20 protein-coding genes are annotated in these 23,188 nt (G+C 70.6%); 16 read left to right on the top strand and 4 right to left on the bottom strand.

The features are described from left to right. The first annotated feature begins 3 nt into the window (after positions 1-3). The 10 genes from KV102_RS02635 to secA all read left to right on the top strand — a co-directional run bounded on the left by KV102_RS02635 (position 4) and on the right by secA (position 13,178). Complete coding sequence (locus tag KV102_RS02635) at positions 4-1,014, top strand: SIS domain-containing protein (RefSeq protein WP_220345231.1); 1,011 nt, start codon at positions 4-6, stop codon at positions 1,012-1,014. 93 nt (positions 1,015-1,107) lie between these two features. Further along, positions 1,108-2,538, top strand: a complete 1,431-nt coding sequence (ahcY, locus tag KV102_RS02630; protein WP_220345230.1) for an adenosylhomocysteinase — start codon at positions 1,108-1,110, stop codon at positions 2,536-2,538. A gap of 52 nt (positions 2,539-2,590) precedes the next feature. Next, positions 2,591-3,301 (top strand): MtrAB system response regulator MtrA, encoded by a 711-nt coding sequence (gene mtrA / locus KV102_RS02625; RefSeq protein ID WP_308289328.1) that lies wholly within the window; start codon positions 2,591-2,593, stop codon positions 3,299-3,301. A gap of 5 nt (positions 3,302-3,306) precedes the next feature. Then, a complete protein-coding gene (gene mtrB, locus KV102_RS02620; RefSeq protein WP_220345229.1) occupies positions 3,307-4,953 on the top strand; it encodes an MtrAB system histidine kinase MtrB in 1,647 nt (548 codons plus the stop codon). Then, positions 4,950-6,731: an LpqB family beta-propeller domain-containing protein gene (locus KV102_RS02615; protein ID WP_220345228.1), complete on the top strand. Its 1,782-nt coding sequence runs from the start codon at positions 4,950-4,952 to the stop codon at positions 6,729-6,731. The genes mtrB and KV102_RS02615 overlap by 4 nt, the downstream gene beginning before the upstream one ends. Before the next feature lie 115 nt (positions 6,732-6,846). After that, positions 6,847-7,587, top strand: coding sequence for a ComF family protein (locus KV102_RS02610; RefSeq protein WP_220345227.1), 741 nt, complete (start codon positions 6,847-6,849; stop codon positions 7,585-7,587). Positions 7,588-7,713: 126 nt separating this feature from the next. Beyond that, positions 7,714-8,367: a ribosome hibernation-promoting factor, HPF/YfiA family gene (gene hpf / locus KV102_RS02605; RefSeq protein ID WP_220345226.1), complete on the top strand. Its 654-nt coding sequence runs from the start codon at positions 7,714-7,716 to the stop codon at positions 8,365-8,367. A 26-nt stretch (positions 8,368-8,393) separates the two neighbouring features. Further along, positions 8,394-9,068 (top strand): response regulator transcription factor, encoded by a 675-nt coding sequence (locus KV102_RS02600; RefSeq protein ID WP_220341871.1) that lies wholly within the window; start codon positions 8,394-8,396, stop codon positions 9,066-9,068. Next, complete coding sequence (locus tag KV102_RS02595) at positions 9,065-10,309, top strand: DNA glycosylase AlkZ-like family protein (RefSeq protein ID WP_308290205.1); 1,245 nt, start codon at positions 9,065-9,067, stop codon at positions 10,307-10,309. The genes KV102_RS02600 and KV102_RS02595 overlap by 4 nt, the downstream gene beginning before the upstream one ends. Before the next feature lie 142 nt (positions 10,310-10,451). Then, positions 10,452-13,178: a preprotein translocase subunit SecA gene (secA, locus tag KV102_RS02590; protein WP_220342519.1), complete on the top strand. Its 2,727-nt coding sequence runs from the start codon at positions 10,452-10,454 to the stop codon at positions 13,176-13,178. 233 nt (positions 13,179-13,411) lie between these two features. Here secA and KV102_RS02585 read toward each other — a convergent pair whose 3' ends face one another. Together KV102_RS02585 and KV102_RS02580 are read right to left on the bottom strand one after the other, a co-directional pair. Continuing rightward, positions 13,412-14,029, bottom strand: a complete 618-nt coding sequence (locus KV102_RS02585) for an Rv3235 family protein (RefSeq protein ID WP_220345225.1) — start codon at positions 14,027-14,029, stop codon at positions 13,412-13,414. Beyond that, positions 14,026-14,868, bottom strand: a complete 843-nt coding sequence (locus KV102_RS02580; RefSeq protein WP_220345224.1) for a LysM domain-containing protein — start codon at positions 14,866-14,868, stop codon at positions 14,026-14,028. The genes KV102_RS02585 and KV102_RS02580 overlap by 4 nt, the downstream gene beginning before the upstream one ends. A 98-nt stretch (positions 14,869-14,966) precedes the next feature. Between KV102_RS02580 and KV102_RS02575 the strand changes: the two genes are divergently transcribed. After that, on the top strand, positions 14,967-15,476 hold the full coding sequence (locus KV102_RS02575) for a hypothetical protein (RefSeq protein ID WP_220341868.1): 510 nt from the start codon (positions 14,967-14,969) through the stop codon (positions 15,474-15,476). Here KV102_RS02575 and KV102_RS02570 read toward each other — a convergent pair. After that, entirely contained in the window at positions 15,460-15,732 is a 273-nt protein-coding gene (locus tag KV102_RS02570; RefSeq protein WP_220341867.1) for an AlpA family transcriptional regulator, read from the bottom strand. The two genes, KV102_RS02575 and KV102_RS02570, sit on opposite strands and share 17 nt — an antisense overlap. A 102-nt stretch (positions 15,733-15,834) precedes the next feature. Between KV102_RS02570 and KV102_RS02565 the strand changes: the two genes are divergently transcribed. From KV102_RS02565 to KV102_RS02550, 4 genes are read left to right on the top strand one after another with little or no spacing between them, the layout of a single operon-like run. Next, positions 15,835-16,536: a hypothetical protein gene (locus tag KV102_RS02565; protein ID WP_220345223.1), complete on the top strand. Its 702-nt coding sequence runs from the start codon at positions 15,835-15,837 to the stop codon at positions 16,534-16,536. Further along, a complete protein-coding gene (locus KV102_RS02560; RefSeq protein ID WP_220345222.1) occupies positions 16,533-17,768 on the top strand; it encodes a hypothetical protein in 1,236 nt (411 codons plus the stop codon). Before KV102_RS02565 ends, KV102_RS02560 begins: the two co-directional genes overlap by 4 nt. A 9-nt stretch (positions 17,769-17,777) precedes the next feature. Then, positions 17,778-19,235, top strand: coding sequence for a wax ester/triacylglycerol synthase family O-acyltransferase (locus KV102_RS02555; RefSeq protein WP_220341864.1), 1,458 nt, complete (start codon positions 17,778-17,780; stop codon positions 19,233-19,235). Beyond that, entirely contained in the window at positions 19,232-19,561 is a 330-nt protein-coding gene (locus tag KV102_RS02550) for a hypothetical protein (RefSeq protein WP_220345221.1), read from the top strand. Before KV102_RS02555 ends, KV102_RS02550 begins: the two co-directional genes overlap by 4 nt. Positions 19,562-19,567: 6 nt before the next feature. Here the strand turns inward: KV102_RS02550 and KV102_RS02545 are convergent, their stop codons facing one another. After that, positions 19,568-20,542 (bottom strand): ThuA domain-containing protein, encoded by a 975-nt coding sequence (locus KV102_RS02545; RefSeq protein ID WP_220345220.1) that lies wholly within the window; start codon positions 20,540-20,542, stop codon positions 19,568-19,570. Positions 20,543-20,846: 304 nt separating this feature from the next. Between KV102_RS02545 and KV102_RS02540 the strand changes: the two genes are divergently transcribed. Next, a complete protein-coding gene (locus KV102_RS02540; protein WP_220345219.1) occupies positions 20,847-23,186 on the top strand; it encodes a PQQ-dependent sugar dehydrogenase in 2,340 nt (779 codons plus the stop codon). The last annotated feature ends 2 nt before the right edge of the window (positions 23,187-23,188 follow it).

Here is a 23,188-nt window from a genome sequence, read left to right as displayed (position 1 = left end):
GCCGTGTTCGACGACGCGCTGCTGGATGACGAAGGCGCCCTGACGCGCGCCGACCCGGTCCTGCGTGAGCTGGCCCAGTCCGGCGCGCGGGTCAGGATGGACACCCACACCGCGGCGGAGATCGTCGCGTCGCTCGCGCACGACGACGACCAGCGTCCTCGGGCGGTCGTCGCCGCAGGTCCGGCCGCCCGCCTGCTGCGCGCCGTGCTCGAGCCCGTGTGCCCCGTGCCGTTCGTCGCCTGGCCCGGGCCCGGCCTGCCCGGATGGGCAGGCAACCTCGACCTGGTCGTCGTGCTGGGTGCTCCCGACGGTCAGGCGGCCCACTCGACGGCCGCCGAGGCCGTACGCCGGGGGTGCCCGATGCTGCTCGTCACCGCGGCGACCTCTCCGCTCGCCGAGGTCGGTGCCTCTCGCTGGACGACCCTGCTGCCGACCGCGACCTCCGACGGGCTGACGTCGTCGGTCGTGGCTCTCCAGGCCCTCGCTGCGCTCGGGCTCGCCCCGGCCGTCGACGCCGACGAGGTGGCAGCGGCGCTCGACACGGTGGCGGTCGAGTGCTCGCCGTTCCACGACCTCGGTTCCAACCGGGCCAAGCAGCTCGCGTCAGGGCTCGGTGACACGGTCCCGCTGGTGTGGGGCGGCAGCGTCCTCGCGGCACGGGCCGCGCGCCGGTGGGCGGAGGGGCTGCGTCGGGTCTCCGCGCGCCCGGCTCTCGCGGCGGAGGCCGACGACCTGGTCGCGGTGCTGCAGGCCAGCCCGCGCCGGGACGTGTTCGCCGACCCCTTCGAGGACCCGGTCGAAGGCGCCTCCCCGTACCTCGTGCTGCTCGACGACCAGGTCGACGCGCCGACGGTGCGGGTCGACCGGGGCCGCGTCCTGGGTGCGGCGCAGAGCCAAGGGGTGCGGCACGACGAGGTGGCGTCGGTCGGGGGCGGGGAGGTGGCGCGGTATGCCTCGCTGGTGGCAATCGGCGGCTACGCGGCGGCGTACCTCGCGGTCGGTCTCGGACGATGAGCGGCGGCGGGGCGTCGTAGCCTGCGGAGATCGGTGACCCGGCACATCGACACGGTGGCCCGGATGCTTCACCAGCCTGGCTACGATGGAGGAATGGACTTTTCGGTTGCTGATCTGACCCTGGCCGACCGCGGCCGCACGGAGATCACCCTTGCAGAGCACGAGATGCCCGGCCTCATGGCGATGCGGGCGCGCTACGGCGACAGCAAGCCGCTCGCAGGGGCCCGCATCGCGGGGTCGCTGCACATGACGGTGCAGACCGCCGTCCTCATCGAGACCCTCGTCGATCTCGGCGCCGACGTGCGCTGGGCCAGCTGCAACATCTTCTCGACGCAGGACGAGGCCGCTGCCGCGGTCGTCGTCGGTCGGAGCGGCACGGTCGACGACCCGCAGGGCGTCCCGGTGTTCGCCTGGAAGGGCGAGACCCTCGCCGAGTACTGGGACCTCGCCGAGCAGATGCTCGTCTGGCCCGGTGACGAGACCCCCAACATGATCCTCGACGACGGCGGCGACGCGACCCTCCTGGTGCACCTCGGCGTGGAGTACGAGAAGGCCGGCGAGGTGCCGTCCCCGGACACCACCGACAACGCCGAGCTCAAGGAGGTCCTTCGGGTCCTCGGTCGCAGCATGGAGTCCGACCCGCAGCGCTGGACCCGTATCGGCAACAGCGTCCAGGGCGTCACCGAGGAGACGACGACGGGAGTGCTGCGGCTGTACGAGCGCTTCAAGGAGGGCACGCTCCTCTTCCCGGCGATCAACGTCAACGACTCGGTCACCAAGTCGAAGTTCGACAACAAGTACGGCTGCCGCCACTCGCTCATCGACGGCATCAACCGTGCGACCGACGTGCTCATCGGCGGCAAGGTCGCGGTCGTCTGCGGCTACGGCGACGTCGGCAAGGGCTGCGCCGACTCGCTGCGTGGCCAGGGTGCGCGCGTCATCGTGACCGAGATCGACCCCATCTGCGCGCTGCAGGCGGCGATGGACGGCTACCAGGTCGCGCGCCTGGACTCGGTGATCGAGCACGCCGACATCGTCATCACCGCGACCGGCAACAAGGACGTCGTGACCGCCGAGCAGATCGGTCGCATGAAGCACCAGGCGATCCTCGGCAACATCGGCCACTTCGACAACGAGATCGACATGGCCGGGCTGGCGGCGACGCCCGGGGTGAAGCACAAGAACGTCAAGCCGCAGGTCGACCTGTGGACGGTGCCGAGCGGCAGCACCGTGATCGTGCTGAGCGAGGGGCGCCTGCTCAACCTCGGCAACGCGACGGGCCACCCGTCGTTCGTCATGTCCAACTCGTTCACCAACCAGGTGCTGGCGCAGATCGAGCTCTTCACCAAGAACGAGGAGTACCCGGTGGGTGTCTACACGCTGCCGAAGCACCTCGACGAGGAGGTCGCGCGTCTGCACCTCGATGCGCTGGGCGTGGAGCTCACCGAGCTCAGCGAGGACCAGGCGAGCTATCTCGGCGTCCCGGTGAGCGGACCCTACAAGTCCGACCACTATCGCTACTGAGCCTTCGGCGGAGGAGACACACGTGGACGGCAACGGCGCTGTCAGGGAGCCGGTGGTCAATGACGACCAACCGGCCCCTGCCCGGTACGGCGGCAAGATCCTCGTGGTCGACGACGACCGTGCGCTGGCGGAGATGTTGACGATCGTCCTGCGCGCGGAGGGCTTCGACACGGCGGTGGCCTCCACGGGCACCGCCGCCATCGAGGTGTTCCACAGCTACCAGCCGGACCTGGTGCTGCTCGACGTCATGCTGCCGGGCATGAACGGCATCGACGTCGCCAAGGTGATCCGGGCCGAGTCTGGTGTGCCGATCGTCATGCTCACGGCCAAGAGCGACACCGTCGACGTCGTCCTCGGGCTCGAATCGGGTGCCGACGACTACGTGGTGAAGCCGTTCAAGCCCAAGGAGCTCGTCGCCCGGGTCCGCGCGCGGACCCGGGTCCACCACCAGCCCGACCCCGAGGTTCTTGCCGTCGGTGACCTGGAGATCGACGTCCGCGGTCACGTGGTCCGTCGGGGTTCCCAGGAGCTGTCGCTCACCCCGCTGGAGTTCGACCTGCTGGTCTGCCTGGCACGCAGCCCGCGGCAGGTCTTCACCCGTGAGGTGCTCCTGGAGCGGGTGTGGGGCTACCGGCACGCGGCCGACACCAGGCTCGTCAACGTGCACGTCCAACGACTGCGCTCGAAGGTCGAGCCCGATCCCGACAACCCGACGGTCGTCGTCACGGTCCGCGGGGTCGGCTACAAGGCCGGGAGCTCCTGACGGCCATGGCGCGACGGGCGCCGAGGTGGCTGCGTCGAGGGCTGCTGCGGGTGCGCAACGCGTTGTTGCCCGCGGTGTCGCTGTGGCGACGGTCCATCCAGGCCCGGGTCGTCATCACGACGATGGTGATCAGCGCGCTGGTCATCGGCGGCGTCGGCTGGCTCATGCTCCAAGGTGTCGCCGACGGCATGGTCGAGGCGCGGCGCAACGTCGCGCTCTCTGAGGCCCGCGCCGGGTTCAGCGCAGCACAGCAGACGCTCGACGTGAGCGCGATCTCCGACGCCTCGGCCGAGACCGACGTGCTGCGCACCCTCGTCACCGACCTGGCGTCGCGGTCGGGCTCGCCGCCGTCCTACCAGGTCCTGCTCGAGGGTCCGCTCGACGGGACGGGCAACGCCGACGCCGCCGTCGTCTCGTCGTCGGGCATCGCGTCGCAGAGCATCCCCGACGACCTGGCGCGCTCGGTCGCGGCCGGTGACGGTGTCGCGTACACCTTCAGCCGCATGCAGGTCGACGGCAGCGACGAGGAGTCGGCGGCCATCCTCGTGGGTGACGTGCTCCGGATGCCCGACGGCACCCAGTCCTACGCGTTGTACTACGCCTTCCCGATGGCAGACCAGGCTCGGACGCTGGCGCTGGTGCGCAACTCGCTGCTGTACGCAGGGCTGGCGCTGGTCCTGCTGTCCTCCGGGGTCGCGTGGCTGGTGACGCGGCAGGTCGTCACGCCCGTGCGGCTGGCGCGCCGGATCGCCGAGCGGTTGGCCGACGGCCGGCTCGAGGAGCGGATGGTGGTGCGTGGCGAGGACGACATCGCCCGCCTGTCGTTCTCGTTCAACCGGATGGCTGAGAGCCTCCAACGGCAGATCCGGCAGCTGGAGGAGCTGTCGCGGTTGCAGCACCGTTTTGTCTCCGACGTCTCGCACGAGCTCCGTACGCCCATCGCGACCGTCCGGATGGCTGCGGATCTCCTCTACGACAACCGCGAGCACTACGATCCAGCGTCCCAGCGCTCCGCCGAGCTGCTCCAGGCAGAGCTCGACCGCTTCGAGTCCCTGCTCGCGGATCTGCTGGAGATCAGCCGCTTCGACGCCGGCGCCGCGCGGCTCGAGGTCGACGCGGTCGATCTGGTGGAGCTCGTCGAGGGAGTGTGCGTCCACTACCGCCCGCTCGCCGAGCGGCACGGTGTCGAGCTGAGCGTCGTCAACCGCGACGGTCCAGCCGTGGTCGAGGCCGACGTGCGGCGTATCGAGCGGATCGTCCGCAACCTCGTCGCGAACGCGATCCACTACTCGGGCTCGGACCGCGTGGAGCTGATCGTCGCCCACGGCCCCACCAGCGCGGCGATCGCCGTGCGCGACTACGGCGTCGGGCTGGAGCCCGGCCAGTCGCAGCTGGTGTTCAACCGGTTCTGGCGCGCCGACCCGGCCCGCGAGCGCAGCCGCGGAGGGACCGGCCTCGGGCTCGCGATCGCTCTGGAGGATGCCGTCCTCCACGGGGGTTGGCTGCAGGCGTGGGGCGAGCCGGGGCTCGGGGCGCAGTTCCGGCTCACGCTGCCGAAGCAGGCGGGCGACGACCCGCAACGGTCCCCGCTGCCACTCGTGCCGACCACCAGCGGTCCTGACACGCGTCGCCGGACGGGAGGTGTCCGATGAAGGTCTCGACAGCACAGCGGCCGTCGCGGCGCGCGGCCGGCCGTATGTTCGTGGTGCTCGTCGCGCTCGCGACCGTCCTGAGCGGATGCGTCTCGATCCCGGACAGCGGGGCCGTCCGCTCGGTCGAGGACGGTCGACCCGAGCAGGCATCCCCCGCCCGCTTCCGTCCCGCGGGGCCGGTCGACGGCGCAACTCCCAATGACGTCGTCAACGGCTTCCTCCAGGCGATGATGGCTTCGCCGGTGCGCTACGACATCGCCCGCCGGTTCCTCACCGAGGGGGCGTCGGACGACTGGCGTCCCCGAGACTCCGTGACGGTGTACTCGCAGACGTCGGTGTCGCTGCCGGAGACCCGCACCGGCGGCGAGAGCGTCGGCGTCGACCTCGTGCGCGAGGCGGTCCTCTCCGACCAGGGGCGGTTCACCGTGCCGACGTCGCGCGAGCAGCACCTGGATCTCACGCTGGTGAAGGAAGAGGACCAGTGGCGGATCGCCGATCCTCCGCAGGGCGCGATGATCAAGCAGGACTTCTTCGAGGACTACTACGACTCGTTCAACAGCTACTTCTTCGACGCCTCGGGGAGCCAGCTCGTGGCGGAGCCGGTGCACCTGCCCGACGACGAGAACCTCCCGACGTATCTCGTCTCCTCGGTCCTCAAGGGGCCTCGGGGTGCCGTCGGTGGCCAGGCGCGTTCGTTCCTGCCCGAGAGCTGGGTGCTGGCACGCCAGGTCGAGATCGACGACGCGGGCGTCGCCGTCATCCGGTTCGACGGCTCGCCCGCCGAGGTCCCGCTCAAGGACCGCGAGCGTCTCTCGGCCCAGCTCGTCTGGAGCCTGCGGCAGATCCCTGCGGTCACAGCCGTCGAGATCGTCGTCGGTGAGCGGGCCGTGGCACTGCCGGGTACGCCGCGACGCCAGGCGGTGGATGCCTGGACCGAGTACGACCCAGCGGCGGACCGGTCGACGGAGCTGTTCGCGATGGTCGACGGCCGGCTCCGCGTCGTCGACCGGACCCGCACGAGTCCGTTCGGGGGAGTGTGGGGGAGCGACCCGGTGGAGTCCGACGACTTCCGCGTCTCTGTCGACCGCGACCGCATCGCCCTCGTCACCGACGGGCGGAAGGTGGTCCGGGTCTCGCCGTTGACCGGTGAGCCGCAACCCGTCGTCGTCCGTCAGGGCTCCGACCTGCTGCGGCCGAGCTGGGACGCCGCCGGTCGGCTGTGGACCCTCGACCGGACGCGGCGCGGGTCCACCTTGACCGTGGGACGGCCCGGCGAGCGCGCTCGCATCGTTGGTCTCGGGCCGTTGGCCGGGGGCCGGGTGACCGGGTTCGAGCTGTCGCCGGACGGCGCACGATTCGTCGCGACGGCGCGCGTCGCCGGGCGTGACGGGGTGTACGTCGGTGCGGTCCGCTACGAGCCCGAGTCCGAGACGGTGGTGGCCCTGGTCGACGTCAGAGAGATCCCTGTTCCGGCTGAGTCCGGTGTCCCGATCTCGGCTGCCTGGCGCTCGAGCACGTCCCTGGCGCTCCTCGCACGCGCTGCCCAGCGGGCGCCACAGGTGACCCTCGTCGCGATCGACTCCTCGAGTGCGGCTACCGGAGCGGTCCGCGTCGGTCTGCTGCCGCAGGACGGTGCCCGTCAGGTCCTCGCGCCGGGCCTGGTCTCGGCGCCGCTCTACGTGCTCGACGCGCGAGGCATGCTGTGGACGCAGAACAACGACGGCCGGTGGCAGCAGCCCGGGAGCGACCCGGTGGGTTCGGCGGGCTTCGCCGGCTGAGCCCTTCGTGCCGCCCGCGGCGCTCGGTCGTCCCCAGGCCCGCGCGTTGCTCGATCGTCCCCAGGACGTCCGAGGGTCGCGGCTCTGCCGGCCGCCGGGCCAGCACCCTGACGACGTGCGCGAACTCCTGAGGGCGGCGGCCGACCTGGTGCTCGGAGTGAGGTGTGCCGGATGTGGTCTGCCCGGCCTGGTGCTCTGCGAGCGGTGCCGTCGAGCGGTCGGTGGCCGACCCGGCATCCGTGCGCCCGACCCCGTCCCGCTCGCACTGCTGCGGCCCTCCTTGGTGGTCCCGGTGTCGCTCACCGCCTACGAGGGCGTCGTCGTCGAGCTGCTGCACGCCTACAAGGAAGAGCCGCGGACGGCTCTCGCACGTCCGTTGGGGGCCCTCCTGGCGGTGGCGGTCCTCCTCGCGCTCGGGGTCGCCGAGGAGCGCGGGTTCGCACTCGGGAGGCGCCAGACCTGGTCGGTCGTCCTGGTCCCGGTGCCGTCGCGGCGTCAGGCGGTGCGCGCACGTGGGTTCGACGCGGGAGCGCAGCTCGCCCGTGCGACCGCGTCGGCTTTGAGGCGACAGGGGGTCCGCGCCCGCGCCGATCCGGTCCTGCGGGTCGGCAGGATCGCCGATCAGGCAGGGCTCGGCGCGGCCGAGCGCGCCGCGAATCTGGCCGGTGCCTACCGCGTACGACGGCCGGTGGCGGGTGGGGCGGCGGTGGTCGTCACCGACGACGTGGTGACGACGGGGGCCAGTGTCGGCGAGGCGGTCCGCGCGCTCACGGCGGCCGGGTCACGGCCTGTCGCAGTGGCGACCGTGGCGGCTACGCGCCGTCTTCGTCGTCCTTCGCAACGTCCCCTAGGGTGACCCGTGACCGCGTTCGCCGCTTCGGTGGAGAAATGCGACGCGGCGGTCTACGGTCGAGATATGTGAACCACCCCCGCCCCGCGTCGGCACCGTCAGCGGTGGCCGACGCTGACCCGAGGAGGCCTCGTGGAAGTTGTCGTGAAGGGTCGAAACTGTGAGATCGCCCAGCGTTTTCGTGACTACGTCGACGAGAAGATACCTCGCATCGAGAAGTACGACCAGCGCAAGAAGATTCAGCGCGTCGACGTCGAGCTGACCAAGGAATACAACCCTCGCCAGAGCGGGCGCTGCGAGCGTGTCGAGATCACGCTGCGCAGCCGTGGGCCGGCCATCCGCGCCGAGGCCTGCGCCGACGAGCCTCTCGCGGCACTCGACAAGGCTGTCGACAAGCTCGAGGCCCAGGTGAGGAAGGCCCAGGACCGCAAGCGCGTCCACCGTGGCAGCCGGACCCCGATGTCCGTCGCCGAGTTCGCCTCGACAACGGCGCAGGACTCGCCGGCCGACGAGGAGGAGCCGATCGACGCCGTCCGCTACGCAGGTCCCGTCGAGGTCCGCGGAGAGGGGCCGCTCGTCGTCCGCGAGAAGACGCACCGTGCGAGCCCCATGACTCTCGACCAGGCTCTCTACGAGATGGAGATGGTCGGCCACGACTTCTACCTGTTCGTGGAGAAGGACTCCGGTCAGCCGAGCGTCGTCTACCGGCGCCACGGCTACGACTACGGCGTGATCCACATCGACCCGGAGACCGACGCCGACACGCTGGACACCGCGGTGAGCTGACCTGGCTCGTGGCATGATCGGCTGCGATGAGCTCCGCAGCCGATCATGTCGAGTCGATCCGGGTCCTCCTGGTCGACGACCAAGAACTGTTCCGGCGCGGTCTCCGGATGGTTCTCGAGGCAGACCCAGGGCTCGAGGTGGAGGAGGCCCAGGACGGGCCCTCCGCCGTCGCTCAGGCGACCGCAAGCCCACCGGACGTGGTCCTGCTGGACGTCCGGATGCCCGGGATGAACGGTCCCGAGGCGGCCGCCGCGATCAAAGAGGCGGCCCCGTCGGCCCGCATCGTGATGCTCACGGCCAGCGACGAGGAGAGCGACCTGCTCGGCTCCATCCGCAACGGTGCGTCGGGCTACCTGCTCAAGGACTCCTCGGTCGACCAGGTCAGTGATGCCGTCCGGCGGGTCGCCTCCGGTCAGTCGCTCATCAGTCCGCAGGTCGCGACCCGCCTGCTGGAGGAGTTCCGGCAGCTGGCGACGCGCGGCGAGCCGGAGCCGCGAGGCACCAGGCTGAGCGACCGCGAGCTCGAGGTCCTGCGCCTCGTCGCGCTCGGACACAACAACCGCGAGATCGGTCGCGCGCTCTTCATCAGCGAGAACACCGTCAAGAACCACGTCCGCAACATCCTCGAGAAGCTCCAGCTCAGGTCGCGCGTCGAGGCGGCGACCTACGCGGTCCGGGAGCGCCTGCTCGATCCGCCGTGAGCCGGCCGGAGGAGATGTCGGCAGCGACCGCTCGCCGTACGGTCCTGGCTGCGCAGGGGTTCACCGACCGGCCGCACAACCGAGTGACGATGCGGACGCTCGACCGCGCGCTCGTGCGGACCGGCGTTCTCCAGATCGACTCGGTCAACGTGCTTCAGCGCGCCCACTACCTGCCCCTCTTCAGCCGGCTCGGTCCGTACGACACCACGCTCCTGCACCGCGCGGCGGAGAAGCGTCCACGCCGCCTCGTCGAGTACTGGGCGCACGTCGCGGCGTACATGCCGGTCGAGCTCTGGCCGACGATGCAGCACCGGATGCGCCGCTATCGCGACCGCGGCCACGCCTGGGGTGGAGACAAGGGCCGGCCGGAGATCGCGGACGACCTGCTGCGGGAGGTCGCGACCCGCGGTGCCGTCACGGCGCGCGACCTCGACCCGGCCACCCAGCGGAGCCGGGACAACTGGGGGTGGAACTGGTCGGAGACCAAGTACGCCCTCGAATACCTCTTCCTGGCCGGCGAGCTGACGGTCGCTCGACGCAACACCGCCTTCGAGCGGGTCTACGACCTGCCCGAGCGGGTCCTTCCGCGGGCGGTCCTGGACCTGCCTGAGCTCGATCCCGCCGAGGCGGCCCGCGCACTGTTGCGCAGAGCGGCCGCGTCGTCGGGGGTGGCGACGGAGGCGAGCCTGCGCGACTACTACCGGATGGGTGTGGCCGAGACCCGCACGGCGGTCCACGAGCTCGTCGAGGAGGGCACGCTGGAGCCGGTCACGGTCCAGGGTTGGCGGCGACCGGCGTACCGGCACACCGCCGCGACCACGCCCCGCTCGATTCGTGCCTCTGCTCTGCTGAGCCCGTTCGACCCGCTGGTCTGGGAGCGCGCCCGCACGGAGGACCTCTTCGGGTTCCGCTACCGGATCGAGATCTACGTGCCCGCGCACAAGCGGGTGCACGGCTACTACGTCCTGCCGTTCCTCCTCGACGACGCGATCGTCGCCCGGGTCGACCTCAAGGCGGACCGGGCCACGGGACGTCTGCTCGTCCGATCGGCCTGGGCTGAGCCCGGCGCGCCGCGTGACCGGGTGGCGGCAGCGCTGGCCGAGCAGCTGTGGTCGGCGGCGGGCTGGCTCGGTCTCGACACGGTCGAGGTGGAGCCGAAGGGGGATCTGGCCGGGGTCCTGGCAGGGGTCGTCGACCGGGCGGTGCCCGGCAGCGGCGGCGTCGAACCTGCCGCGGTGTGACGGCGATCTCCGACACGGTTACGGTTGGCGCCTCCTGTCGCCTAGGATGGTCGAGGTTCTGCTGTCGGTGGCCGCTCTGTCCGGGCCCCCGTCGACGGCTCGGCGAGCAAGTTCTCAGGAGTGCGATTCCGTGCCCAAGGTGATCGACAAGATCCTGCGCATGGGCGAGGGCAAGATCCTTCGCCAGCTGCAGGCCATCGTCAAGCAGGTCAACGCCCTCGAGGACGACTTCGTCGCGATGAGCGACGACGAGCTCCGTGCGATGACCGACGAGTTCAAGGAGCGCCTGGCCGGCGGGGAGTCTCTCGACGACCTCATGCCTGAGGCGTTCGCGACCGTGCGCGAGGCCGCGAGCCGCGTCCTCGGCCAGCGTCACTTCGACGTCCAGATCATGGGCGGCGCCGCCCTTCACCTGGGCAACATCGCGGAGATGAAGACCGGTGAGGGCAAGACCCTCGTCGCCACCCTTCCCAGCTATCTCAACGCGTTGTCGGGCAAGGGCGTGCACGTCGTCACGGTCAACGACTACCTCGCGAAGTACCACGCCGAGTGGATGGGTCGCGTCTACAACTTCCTCGGTCTGACCACCGACGTGATCCTGCCGTCGATGACGCCGGCGCAGCGGCGCGTCGCGTATGCGGCCGACATCACCTACGCGACCAACAACGAGCTGGGCTTCGACTACCTCCGCGACAACATGGCCGACTCGATCGACGAGTGCGTCCAGCGCGGGCACAGCTTCGCGATCGTCGACGAGGTCGACTCGATCCTCATCGACGAGGCGCGGACCCCGCTGATCATCTCCGGTCCCACCCAGGACGAGGTCAAGTGGTACGGCGAGTTCTCGTCGATCGTCGCCCCGATGGAGCGTGACGTCGACTACGAGGTCGACGAGAAGAAGCGCACGGTCTCCGTGCTCGAGCCGTCGATCACCAAGGTCGAGGACTACCTCGGCATCGACAACCTGTACGACGCCGTCAACACGCCGCTGATCTCGTTCCTCAACAACGCGATCAAGGCCAAGGAGCTGTTCAAGCGCGACAAGGACTACGTCGTGATGGACGGCGAGGTGCTCATCGTCGACGAGCACACCGGTCGCATCCTGGAGGGTCGTCGCTACAACGAGGGACTCCACCAGGCGATCGAGGCCAAGGAGAACGTGAGGATCCGCGAGGAATACCAGACCCTCGCGACGATCACCCTGCAGAACTACTTCCGCCTCTACGAGAAGCTCTCCGGCATGACCGGCACGGCGATGACCGAGGCGTCTGAGTTCGACAAGATCTACAAGCTCGGTGTCGTCCCGATCCCGACCAACAAGCCGATCGCCCGTGTCGACGAGCGTGACCTGGTCTACCGCACCGAGGACGCCAAGTTCGACGCGGTCGTCGACGACATCGCCGAGCGCCACGAGATCGGTCAGCCGATCCTCGTCGGCACGACGAGCGTCGAGAAGTCCGAGCGGCTGTCCTCGATGCTCAAGAAGCGCGGCATCGCGCACAAGGTCCTCAACGCCAAGCAGCACGAGCGTGAGGCGTCGGTCGTCGCGGTCGCCGGTCACAAGGGTGCGGTCACGGTCGCGACCAACATGGCCGGTCGAGGCACCGACATCATGCTCGGCGGTTCGGTGGAGTTCCTCGCCGACCAGGCGCTGCGGGCCAAGGGCCTCGACCCGGTCGAGACGCCCGAGGAGTACGAGGCGGCCTGGCCCGACACCCTCGCCGAGGTCGAGAAGCAGGTCCAGGAGGACCACGACGAGGTCGTCTCGCTCGGCGGTCTGGCGGTCATCGGCACCGAGCGGCACGAGTCCCGGCGCATCGACAACCAGCTGCGCGGTCGTTCGGGTCGCCAGGGAGACCCGGGGTCGACCCGCTTCTACCTGTCGCTCCAGGACGACCTGATGCGTCTGTTCAAGGCCGACTGGGTCGACTTCATCCTCACCACGATGAAGGTCCCCGACGACGTCCCGATCGAGAACAAGCGCGTCACCAACGCCATCGCGTCGGCACAATCGCAGGTCGAGGGCCAGAACTTCGAGACACGCAAGAACATCCTCAAGTACGACGACGTGATGAACCGTCAGCGTGAGGTCATCTACGCCGAGCGTCGTCGCGTGCTCGAGGGCGCGGACCTCAGCGACTGGGTCCGCGAGATGATCACGGACACCATCGCCGGCTACGTCAACGGCGCGACGCAGGGGTTCCCCGACGAGTGGGACCTCGAGGCGCTGTGGACGGCTCTCAAGACGCTGTTCCCGATCTCGGTGACCATCGCCGGCCTCGAGGACGAGCACGGTGGCCGCTCGGGTCTGACCCGCGACATCCTCGTCGAGTCGATCACGACCGACGCGCGGACGGCGTACGAGGCCCGCGAGAAGGAGCTCGGCTCGGAGGTCACGCGCGAGCTCGAGCGTCGTGTGGTCCTCTCGGTGGTGGATCGCAAGTGGCGCGAGCACCTCTACGAGATGGACTACCTGCGCGAGGGCATCGGACTGCGCGCCTACAGCCAGCGCGATCCCCTCGTCGAGTACCAGCGCGAGGGCCACGAGTTCTTCACGGTGATGATGGAGGCGATCAAGGAGGAGTCGGTCGGCTTCCTCTTCAACGTCGACGTCCAGGTCGAGCCGGAGCAGGACGGCGACGTCGAGGTGTCCGCCAAGGGCCTCGAGGACAACGTCCCGCAGCAGCTCACCTACAGCGGACCCGACGACGTGGCCGGTGGCAGTGGCGTCGAGGTCGAGACCCGCGACGAGGAGGACGACGACCCGTTGGCGCTGAGCGAGAACGAGAGGGTCCGCCAGAACAACGCCAAGAACAAGGCGCGCCAGAAGGCCAAGGCGCAGCGGAAGTCGCGCAAGCGCAACCGCTGACCGCACCACGACGAAGGACTCGACATCGCAGCCACGAGGTGGTCGCGATGCCGAGTCCTTCGTCGTCGGTGCGGAGGTCGGCTGTGGCGGGCGGCTCGTTCCTCGCCGACCACCTGTGCCTCACTCCTCACACCCAGCGCCTCACACCCAGCCCAGTGCCTTTCGTGCCGGGTGCTGCGGGGCTCGGCTGCGGCGGGCGGCTCGTTCCTCGCCGACCACCTCTGCCTCACTCCTCACACCCAGCACAGTGCCGTGCAGACCCACGTCGGATCACGACGGTCGGTGTCGTGCTCCAGTCGTGCCGCCACGGCGCGTGAGCGCCCGTCTCTCACGACGCGGGCGGTGACCTCGGCGACGTCGTCGCGTGGCTTGTAGACGCGGACGCTCGCCACGCGTGCCGCCGACGGCACGCGGGGGTCACGGGCCCGGACGCGGCTGAGGACGGTGAGCCGGTGCTGCATCTCCTCGTACACGTCCGGACGGACGACCCGCGTCAGCTGCTGGAGAGACCGCGTGCCGGCCGTGACCTCGAGCACCGCCTGGACGAACCGGCCCGCGCGCTGCTCGAGCTCGCGGTCGGGAGCCGGCACGAGACTGAGGCGTGGCCGCGTCTCGGCAACCGGGGAGGCGGGCGGCTCGGCCGAGAGCGCCAGCGAGCCCTCGACCAGCGGCAGGGACCACTGGACGGCCCGCTCACGCACGCGTGTCTCCTGGACACCCTTCTGGTTGGCGGCGCCGTCCTCGGTGACGGTGCGTCGACGGGCGCGTCGGCTCCCGCGGTGGGTCGCTGGTGGGACGGTGTGCAGGCTCGTCGCGTTGGCGTCGCGTGTGTGAGTGGTGTCGGTGGTCATCGGGGTTCTCCTTCGTCGAGTGCGGTGGGTGAGGAGGGGGTGTCGGGTGCGGGGGCGCGACCTGGTCGCCGAAGAACGAGCCCGACCCGTAGTGCGTCCGGGTCGGCGCCGATGAGCGATCGGTTCGCGGCGTACCAGCGGCGCCACGACCGGTCGATCCGTCGCGGACCGGCGACGTCTCCGGCGGAGCGAAGCTCGTCGGCGGCGATGCTCCACAACGTCTCGCCGGCACGGACGCGGCGACCCGCGGGCTCCGCGGTCGATCGCACGGAGGTCGAGGGCGAGTCGACGCCACGAGCGGGAGGGGGAGCACCCTCGGGCGCCCTGCGGATGGTCGGTGCACCCTGTGGCGGTTCACCCTGTGGCCACGCAGGTCGCGGCGCCGCAAGGCGCCCGGGTCGGTCGGGCAACGGCAACCCCTGGAACGCCGAAGTGGGTGGCCGGACAGCAGCGCCCGATGCGGACGAGGCGCCGGATGCTCCGGGTGACCCCGGGGTCGTGGTTGCGGCGGAGGCAGGCGGGGCCACCAGCACCACCGTCCCCGCCACCGCCGCGACGACCGGCCGCCAGGACGGCGGTGACCAGGCCAGCAGCCTCCGCGGAACCGGCCTTCGGATGACGCGACAGATCAGCGCGACCCCGCTGAGGAACGTGAGCCAGGCTGTCGCGGCGACCGCCAGCAGCACGGCGACGGCGCCGAGCAGGGTATCCAGGCGAGGAGGGTACGGCGCTGTCGCGGATGCCAGCTGGGTGCAGGCCGCCGGGACCCGTCCGATCAGGAGCACGACGGCCGTCGCGGGCAGGAGGGCGGTCAGTCCAGCAAACGGTCGGGTCTTCATCGGCACCTCCTCTTGATGACGTTTGCCTACGTTTGCGTATGTCTAAGCACACAGTCAACCGTTCGTCCACAGGTTCGTCGGGCGCTAGAGTGCGGCACATGCGGTGGGACGAACGGTTCGACGCGCTCGAGACCGACCTGGCCCTGCAGGCCGACGGCGAGAGTCAGGCGGAGCGCGACCGGCAGATCGAGGACCTCGCCGTGGAGCGGTCGGCCGCCGTCTCCTGGGCAGACCGGTGTCTCGGGCGCGAGATCGTGCTCAGCGTCACGGCGGTCGGTCTGGTTCGAGGTGAGCTCGCGATGGCGACCGCGGACTGGGTGCTCCTGCACCACGACGTCACGACCGACTGGGTGGTCTCGATGGATGCTGTGCTCAGCGTGACGGCGGGGACGGGAGCGCCCCTGACCGCGCGCGGGGAGGTGCAGCGGCGTACGACCTGGCGGCAGGCGTGGGCGACGTTCGTCCGCGACCGTGACGTCGTCGTCGTGGTGCTGGTCGACGGCAGCACCGTGCGAGGCACCCCGACACGAGCGGGCAGCGACTACGCGGAGATCGGCGGCGAGCTGGTGCCGTACACGGCGGTCGCGGCGGTCAGGTGTCCGCGCTGACGTCCTCACCGTCGCGCGACTCGTCGCCCTCCACGAACGGGTGCGCGGCGATGTGGTCTCGCGCGGCGGCGTACTGGTCGGCGATGTAGCGCTCGAGCACGTCGGCCTCGACCCGCCACACCCCTCGGCCGCCGACGCGGATCGCGGCCAGGTCTCCGCGCCGGACCAGCGCGTAGACCTGCCGCTCGGAGACGTTGAGCACCTCGGCCACGTCCGACAGCCGCAGGAACCGGGGTGACTCGGATCCGAGAGGCATGCGTCGATTCTGCCAGCAGGACCGCCCCGAGGTCGCGGCCGCACCGTCGATCTGTGGACAGAGGGTGGACGGATCGGACTCCTTTGCGGCATCAATAGGCGCATGCCCACGCTCCTGCCGGGGTCGTCAGCCTCGGCGACGCCGCACACCGACGCCCGCCGCCTTCACCGACCCCGCTGGACCCACCCCCGTGCGGTGACCGGGGCCGCGCTTGTCGCCGTCTGCATGCTGCTGGGCGGTCTGCTCGTCACCAACGTCGCCAAGACCACGGAGGTGTGGGCGGTCTCGGCCGACGTTCGCGCCGGCGAGCCCGTGCGACCAGGAGACCTCGAGCGGGTCGATGTCCGGCTCGATCCTGTTGCCTCCGGGGCCTACCTGGACGAGCCGGACGCCGATTCGCTGTCTGAGCGGCTCTCGGGGGCGGCATGGGCACGCGACCTCGCGGCCGGCGAGCTCGTTCCGGTCGCGGCCGTGGCGGGCGAGACCGTGGTGAGTGGCGTTGAGGTGCCTTTGCAGGTCACCGGGACCGCGATGCCCGCCGACCTCGGCCCCGGCCACCGGGTTGACGTCTGGGTCGCCGCGGAGCAGCCGAGCGCCGGGACGAGGTCGGAGGCCGCCCGCCGCGTCATCGACGACGTCGCGGTAGTCGCGGTGCACGGTGACGGCAGCGCCTTCGGCGAGGGTTCGGTGCGGAGCGTGGTCGTCCTCGTCGAGGACGAACGCGGCGAGGTGCTCCCGCGGGCGCTGGCGGCGCTCGCGGGAGGGAGCGCCACCCTCGTACGGCGGATGGGGCCGTCCGCGTGAGCGTTCCCGTCCTGATCGCCGCGGGTGGCGAACCCTGGGAGGCCGACCTGGTGGCCGCTGCCGTCGAGGCGGACGGGATCGAGGTCGTACGCCGCTGCGTGGACGTGGCCGACGCCGTGGCGACCGCGGCGAGCGGTGCGGTCGGTGTCGCGCTCGTGTCCCTCGGCCTCGCCGGGTTGGACGCCGATGCCGTCCGCCGCGTCACGGGCACCGACGTCCTCGTGGTCGCGGTCGTCGACGACGCAGCCTCGAGTCCCGACGCCGAGCGTCGTGCCGCCGCACTCGGCATCGACTCCGTGCTGCCGTGGACGCGTCTCTCGAAGGTCGCGCACCTCGCGTCGACAGCGCGCACCCCGGGTGCCGAGCACGGGCTCCGGCCCGCACCGTCACGGCGGGACGACGCGATCCGACCCGCAGCCGGTGTCCCTCGCGACGGCGTCGTGACGGCCGTGTGGGGACCGGCGGGTTCGCCGGGGCGGAGCACGGTCGCTCGCGGGCTCGCCGCGGAGATGGCCGCCACGGGGAGACGGACGGTGCTGGTCGACGCCGACGTCGACGGCGGCACGCAGGCCGTGGCGCTCGCACTGCTCGACGAGGTGAGCGGTCTGCTCGCGTCCACGCGCGAGGCCAACGCGGGCACGCTCACCCCGGCTGCCCTGACCGCATCTCTGCGCTGGATCGGTCCCGACCTGGCCGTCCTCACCGGCCTGCCACGCGCTGACCGGTGGCCGAGCCTGCGGGCCGCGGCGTACGAGGCGGTGCTCGAGACCGCACGGGAGCTCGCCGACGAGGTGGTCGTCGACCTCGGGTTCGCGGTGGACGACGTCGAGGAGCAGGCGTTCGACTCGGCCGCACCGCGGCGGACGGCCGTCACCCGGCACACGCTCGTGGTCGCCGACCGTGTGCTCGTCGTGGGCAACCCCGATCCGGTGGGTCTGGCACGGCTGTCCCGGGCGGTTCTCGACATCCGCACACGGTTCAAGATCGAGCCGGAGATCGTCGTCAACCGGATGCGTGCCACGCTCGGCTGGAGTGCTCGCGAGGTCGCCGACGCGGTCGAGCGCTTCACGGCGTTGCGACCCTCCACCTTCCTCCCAGACGACCCGGTGGCGATCGACCGCTGTCTCGTGCACGGCTACACGCCGGTCGAGGGAGCGCCGGAGTCAGCGTTCCGGACGGCGTTGTCCACATTGAGCGGTGGCATCGCCGCCCGCCGCCCCGAACTGGCGTAACCTCTACTCGTGCCCCGACGTCTCGATGCCCTCGATGCGGCGTTCCTCGACGAGGAGACCTCCACGACGCCGCGCCAGGTGATGACGCTTGCGGTGATCGAGCCGGGCGAGCGCACCTTCGACTACGACACGCTCGTGCGGGTCGTCAACGAACGCATCGGCCTGGTCCCTCGCTACCGACAACGGGTGGCGACCGTCCCGGGTCATGTGGGGCCGCCGGTGTGGGTGGACGACGAAGCGTTCGACCTGACCTACCACGTGCGACGCTCCGGCCTCCCCGCCCCGGGCACGAGTGCCGCCCTGCGCGAGCTCGTCAGCCGGTTGATCGCACGGCGTCTCGACGTGTCGCGACCCCTGTGGGAGGCCTACGTCATCGAGGGCCTCGAGGACGGCCGAGTCGCGGTGCTGATCAAGTCGCACCAGGCGCTGGTCGACGGGTCCGTGACGGTGGACCTCGCTCAGGTGCTGCTCGACGAGACCCCCCGCGACCGTGACGTGCCACCCGACGGTTGGGTCCCCCGTGCCGGTCCAGGCAGCATGTCGCTGGTCGCGAGGTCGGTCATTGACACCGCGCTGAGTCCTCGGCGCGCCGCGAGCCGTGTCACGGCGGGGTTCGACCGCCTCCAGTCCGCGGTCGGCAAGGTCGTGCAGACGCTGCCGGTCGTCGGTCCGGTCGCCGCGGACGCCGCAGGGCCGTTCAACCGACGGCTCAGCCAACACCGCCGCTACGTCACCGTGAGCACGCGGCTCGACGACTACCGCCTGGTCCGCGACGCGCACGGCGGCACGGTCAACGACGTCATGCTGAGCACGATCGCCGGCGGCATCCGTGGATGGATGCTCAACCAGGCCATGCCGGTCAGCGACAGCACGCGACTCCGGGCGATGGTCCCGATGTCGGTCGCCGCCCCGGACGGCGCTCCCACCTCGTACGGTTCCACCGTCCGCGGTCACCTGGTGTCGCTGCCCGTCGGCGAGACCAACCCTGTCGTCCGCCTGCACCAGGTCTCGTACGCGCTCAAGGCGCACAGGGAGACCGGCGTGGCGGTCGCTGCGAACACGCTGGCGGAGCTCCCGGGCTTCGCCCCGACGACCTTCCACGCGGTCGGTGCGCGTGTCGCGGAGACGCAGGACCACCACCCGTACGACCTGGTCGTCACCAACGTGCCCGGGCCCCAGGAGCAGATGTTCATCGCCGGATCCCCGATCGTCCAGACCTATCCGGGGATCCCCCTGATCCCGGGTCGGACGCTGTCGATCGGGGTGACGTCCTACGCCGGCGGCGTCTACTACGGGATGGTGGCCGACCGCGCAGCGGTGGCCGAGCCCGACGTCCTCGGACAGTGCGTCGAGGACGCCCTCGCCGAGCTGGTCGAGACCGCCAGCCCTACCCGCGTGCGCGCACCGCGAGGCGGCGCACCCGGGCGTCGTGACCGTGCGGCCAGCCCCGGCGAGGGCTCCGCGTGACTCGGCGGGCCTATCTCGCCGTTCGGGCTGCGGACCTGCGGTCCCTCGCCGACACCGGCGAGCTCCCTGGCGACGCGTACGCCTGCGTGGTGGCTGCCAGCGACGACGAGCAGGACGAGTACGACGCGATGGCGGTGGCCGGTGAGATCGCGGAGGAGCGCTGGGGGTCGGTGCTCGTGATCGCGATGCAGGCCGCTGCCGGGCCTGACGGCGAGGTGACCGGTCCGGTCGCGCTGCGCGACGTCGCCGCGATCCACGTCGGCGACGAATTGGCGTGGTATGCAACGCAGGAGCTCGACGCCGTGCTGGAGCAGATCGGCGCCTGACGTCCATCACGCCCGGCAGAACGCCTTCTTGCCCATCGTGCTGAGCAGCCCGTTGACGACGTGGCTCTTGAACAGGCGTGCCTGCTCGTCGGCGTCCCCATTGCCGTCACCGTCACGCCAGAGCGCGACCTCGTGGCCGAGCGAGGTCACCCAGGCGCGTCCCCCGTCGTAGTACTGGCACCACGTGACCGGGTGCTGGTCGGGATGCCCCGGGTGCCCGTTGAAGCCCTTCCCGCCGCCCTCGAGCGTGTCGGGGTCGACCTCGGCGAGGATGCGGACCCCCGTCGGGAAGGGCACGAGGTTGTAGAACTCGTCCTTGAGCACGAACCGCTTCGGGAGGTCGGCGACGGAGACGTCGCGACGGCTCGTCTTCTCGACGTGGCCGTTGCGTGACGGCCCGTGGTCATAGAAGGCGGCGCCGCCGAGAAGGCCCTGGAAGTACGGCCAGTGGTACTCGGCGCCCAGAGTGTTGTGCACCGCGACGAACCCGCCTCCGGCACGCACGTACTGCATCAGGGAGGTCTGCGCCGCGTCGTCGAGGATGTCGCGCGAGTTGCTGAGGAACACGACAGCGTCGTAGCGGAGCAGCTTGCCGGGGGAGTCGAGCTGGAGCACGTCCTCGGTCCAGTCGACGCTCAGACCGTGCTCCGTACCCCAGCGGCGCATCGCCTGCTGGGCGACGTGGGCGTCGGTCAGCGGTGGGTTCATCCCGGGGGCGAGGCGAGGGCCGAGGTGTGCGTGCCGTGAGACGCCGGTGGCGCTGTAGACGAGCACCCGGTCGACGCCATCGGTCTTGAAGGCGGTCTCCCAGTCGTGGTAGCACCCGGGATCGGTGCCGCGACAGACGCCGTAGTCGGCGCGGCTGTCGTCGTCGACCGCCCAGCGTGGCCCGCCCCGGTCGGCGGTCGAGGGCCAGGCAGCGAGCACGGTGGCACCCACGAGCAGGGCGGCGGCGCCCGCCAGGACAGTTCTGATCCTCATGACATCTCCCTCGACGCGGCGGAGCCTCCCGCGGCGCAGCGGGCGGCGCAAGCGCTTCCAGGAGCGCCAGGGACCGAACGATCCTCCTCGCCGCCGTCCTCCGTCAAGGCCCGCTTTCGGGCGCCTGGGGTCAGCCGGAGACCTATCTTGACGTGATGTACGTCATACGCCTACCGTTCACGAAAGCGTTTACGAAAGCGCTTCCAGCACGTCTCTCGGGGATCCGGGCCGTCAGGACGCACATTCCTGCCGCCGGCTCTCGGGCTGTCCGAGAAACCCTCTGACGACACGGACGGTGGATGGAATGACCCAGCGAAGGTGGAGTCTCCTCGCCGCGGCCGCACTGGTCGCAGCGACGATGACCACGACCACGACAGCCGCGGGCGCGGCAGATCCCGCGCCTCCTGCACCTCTCACCGACCCCCTCCCTGAGCCGGTCATGGCCGACTTCGGCCTGGTGGTCAAGGAGGTGGCCCAGTTCCCCAAGTCGGAGCCGACGCCCGCCCCGACCGACCCTCGCCTCATGCGGCACGCGCGCATCAACTACCTCGGCGAGATCCCCGACGGCTCTCGGCGCCTCTCCGTCCCCGATCTCAACGGCACGCTCTACCACCTCACGCGCGGCAGGGGGAAGCGTGGCACGGTCGGCCCGCCGACGCCGTACCTCGACGTCAAGGCGGAGGTCGGCCCTGACTTCTTCTCCGGTGCGGGCATGGGCAGCGGGTTCGGCTTCGTCACCTACCACCCCGAGTTCCGCAAGAACGGGAAGTTCTACACCGTCCACACCGAGGCGTTCGGTGCGCTCACCACCAAGACGCCGGACCTGACGCCTCAGCCCAACACCGCCTTCCACGGGGTCATCACGGAGTGGACGGCCGCGGATCCCAAGGCGCGCACCTTCAGCGGCACGCACCGCGAGGTGTTGCGTCTCGGCTTCGCGACCCGGATCCACGGGATCCAGCAGATCGAGTTCAACCCGACCGCCGAACGCGGTGACGAGGACTACGGCTTGCTGTACGTCGCGGCCGGCGACGGAGGCGTCGGCGTCAACGGCGACGAGCCGCAGCGACTGGCGACACCCCAGGGCAAGCTGCTGCGGATCGATCCCGAGGGCTCCGACAGCGACAACGGGAAGTACGGCATCCCGCCCAGCAACCCGTTCGTCGGGACCCCGGGCGCGATCGGCGAGATCTGGGCGTACGGCTTCCGCGACCCGCACCGGTTCAGCTGGGATACCGGTGGCCGGCATCGGCTGCTCCTCGGCCACATCGGCGAGAAGGACGTCGAGGCGATCTACGATCTCCGCGCCGGTGACAACGCGGGCTGGAGCGAGCGCGAGGGATCGTTCCTGTTCGACGAGGCCGACCGCTGCAACCTCTACCCGCTGCCGGAGGACGACGCCGAGAACGGCTACACCTACCCGGTCGCTCAGTACGACCACAACCCGCCGCCGGGCTTCCCGTGCGGTGCCGACGTCGGACACGCCGTGAGCGGCGGCTTCGTCTATCGAGGCGGGGACGTCCCCAAGCTGCGGGACAAGTACCTCTTCGCCGACCTCGTGGACGGTCGGGTGATGTACACCGAGAACCGCGAGATGCGGCGTGGCAAGCCGTCGGCCCAGATCCACGAGCTCACGCTGTTCGACGAGCGTGGCAACGAGGTGACGACGCCGGTGCTGGCGGGCGACCGTCGTGTCGACCTGCGGCTCGGTCGTGACGGCGACGACGAGCTCTATCTGCTCGCCAAGGCGAACGGCAAGATCTGGAAGATCGTCGGGACCAAGAAGATCACGCGCGATCGTGACGTGCACCCGGCCTTGTCGCCGTACCTCGTCTCGCACTACGACTTCGAGCGCCCTCGCGGAGACGTCGAGCGTGACCGTGGTCCGTCCGGCACGGACATCGACCTGATCAACGGCGGCTCCGACATGAGGGTCAAGGACGGCGCGTTCCGGGGCAGCAGGCGCTCGCTCCAGATCCGCAACGCCGATCCCGTGACCGGTCGGCTGGCGTGGAAGGCGGGCGTGTACGACGACGACGCCGACGGTGTGGAGTCCTTGTCGCGCTTCAACGGAGTCAAGGGAACCACGGTGATGGGCTGGTTCAAGATGACCGGCGAGAACCCGTCGCTCAACACCAACACCCCCGCCCCGGACGACCGGTACAACGCCGTCGGGCTGGCCGGCGTGCTGGCCGGGAACTCCGACGGCCACGGCGTCCGTGCCCTCCTCGAGCTTATCGACGTCGGAGGCGAGCTCCGGCTCGTCGCCCTCGGACGCCGCGTCGACACCGGGGCGTCGCAGACGTTCGCCGCGTCGGAGGACTGGCGCACCCTGCTCCCGCAGGGTGAGTGGGTCCACCTCGCCGCGACGTTCGACTACGCCAACGGCACGATGGCGCTCTACAAGAACGGCAGGCCGATCCCGGGCTTCTACACCCGGACCGACGATCCCTGGGGCAACAGCGCACCGGGGGAGGAGACGACGTCGGCGACCAACCCCCGCGGCATCAAGATCGGTGGCAGCTTCCCGCAGGACGGCTCCGAGCGGAATCCGTGCAACTGCCGCATGGACAGCCTCATGTTCCTCGACAGCTCCCTGACGAAGCTGGAGGTGAACCAGCAGTTCCGTCGCGTCGAGCGGTGACG

The sequence above is a fragment of the Mumia sp. zg.B53 genome (genome assembly GCF_019550935.1).
Classification (GTDB): Bacteria; Actinomycetota; Actinomycetes; order Propionibacteriales; family Nocardioidaceae; genus Mumia.
The sequence above is the reverse complement of the archived record's forward strand: the minus strand, read 5'-3'. Positions and strand labels throughout refer to the sequence as shown.

Excerpts from the sequence above, each read along its gene's own strand:
- KV102_RS02545 (WP_220345220.1), bottom strand. The coding sequence starts at position 20,542 with ATGAGGATCAGAACTGTCCTGGCGGGCGCCGCCGCCCTGCTCGTGGGT.
- KV102_RS02580 (WP_220345224.1), bottom strand. The coding sequence starts at position 14,868 with ATGAAGACCCGACCGTTTGCTGGACTGACCGCCCTCCTGCCCGCGACG.
- KV102_RS02600 (WP_220341871.1), top strand. The coding sequence starts at position 8,394 with ATGAGCTCCGCAGCCGATCATGTCGAGTCGATCCGGGTCCTCCTGGTC.
- KV102_RS02585 (WP_220345225.1), bottom strand. The coding sequence starts at position 14,029 with ATGACCACCGACACCACTCACACACGCGACGCCAACGCGACGAGCCTG.
- ahcY (WP_220345230.1), top strand. The coding sequence starts at position 1,108 with ATGGACTTTTCGGTTGCTGATCTGACCCTGGCCGACCGCGGCCGCACG.
- mtrB (WP_220345229.1), top strand. The coding sequence starts at position 3,307 with ATGGCGCGACGGGCGCCGAGGTGGCTGCGTCGAGGGCTGCTGCGGGTG.
- KV102_RS02575 (WP_220341868.1), top strand. The coding sequence starts at position 14,967 with ATGCGGTGGGACGAACGGTTCGACGCGCTCGAGACCGACCTGGCCCTG.
- KV102_RS02570 (WP_220341867.1), bottom strand. The coding sequence starts at position 15,732 with ATGCCTCTCGGATCCGAGTCACCCCGGTTCCTGCGGCTGTCGGACGTG.
- KV102_RS02565 (WP_220345223.1), top strand. The coding sequence starts at position 15,835 with ATGCCCACGCTCCTGCCGGGGTCGTCAGCCTCGGCGACGCCGCACACC.
- KV102_RS02615 (WP_220345228.1), top strand. The coding sequence starts at position 4,950 with ATGAAGGTCTCGACAGCACAGCGGCCGTCGCGGCGCGCGGCCGGCCGT.
- KV102_RS02540 (WP_220345219.1), top strand. The coding sequence starts at position 20,847 with ATGACCCAGCGAAGGTGGAGTCTCCTCGCCGCGGCCGCACTGGTCGCA.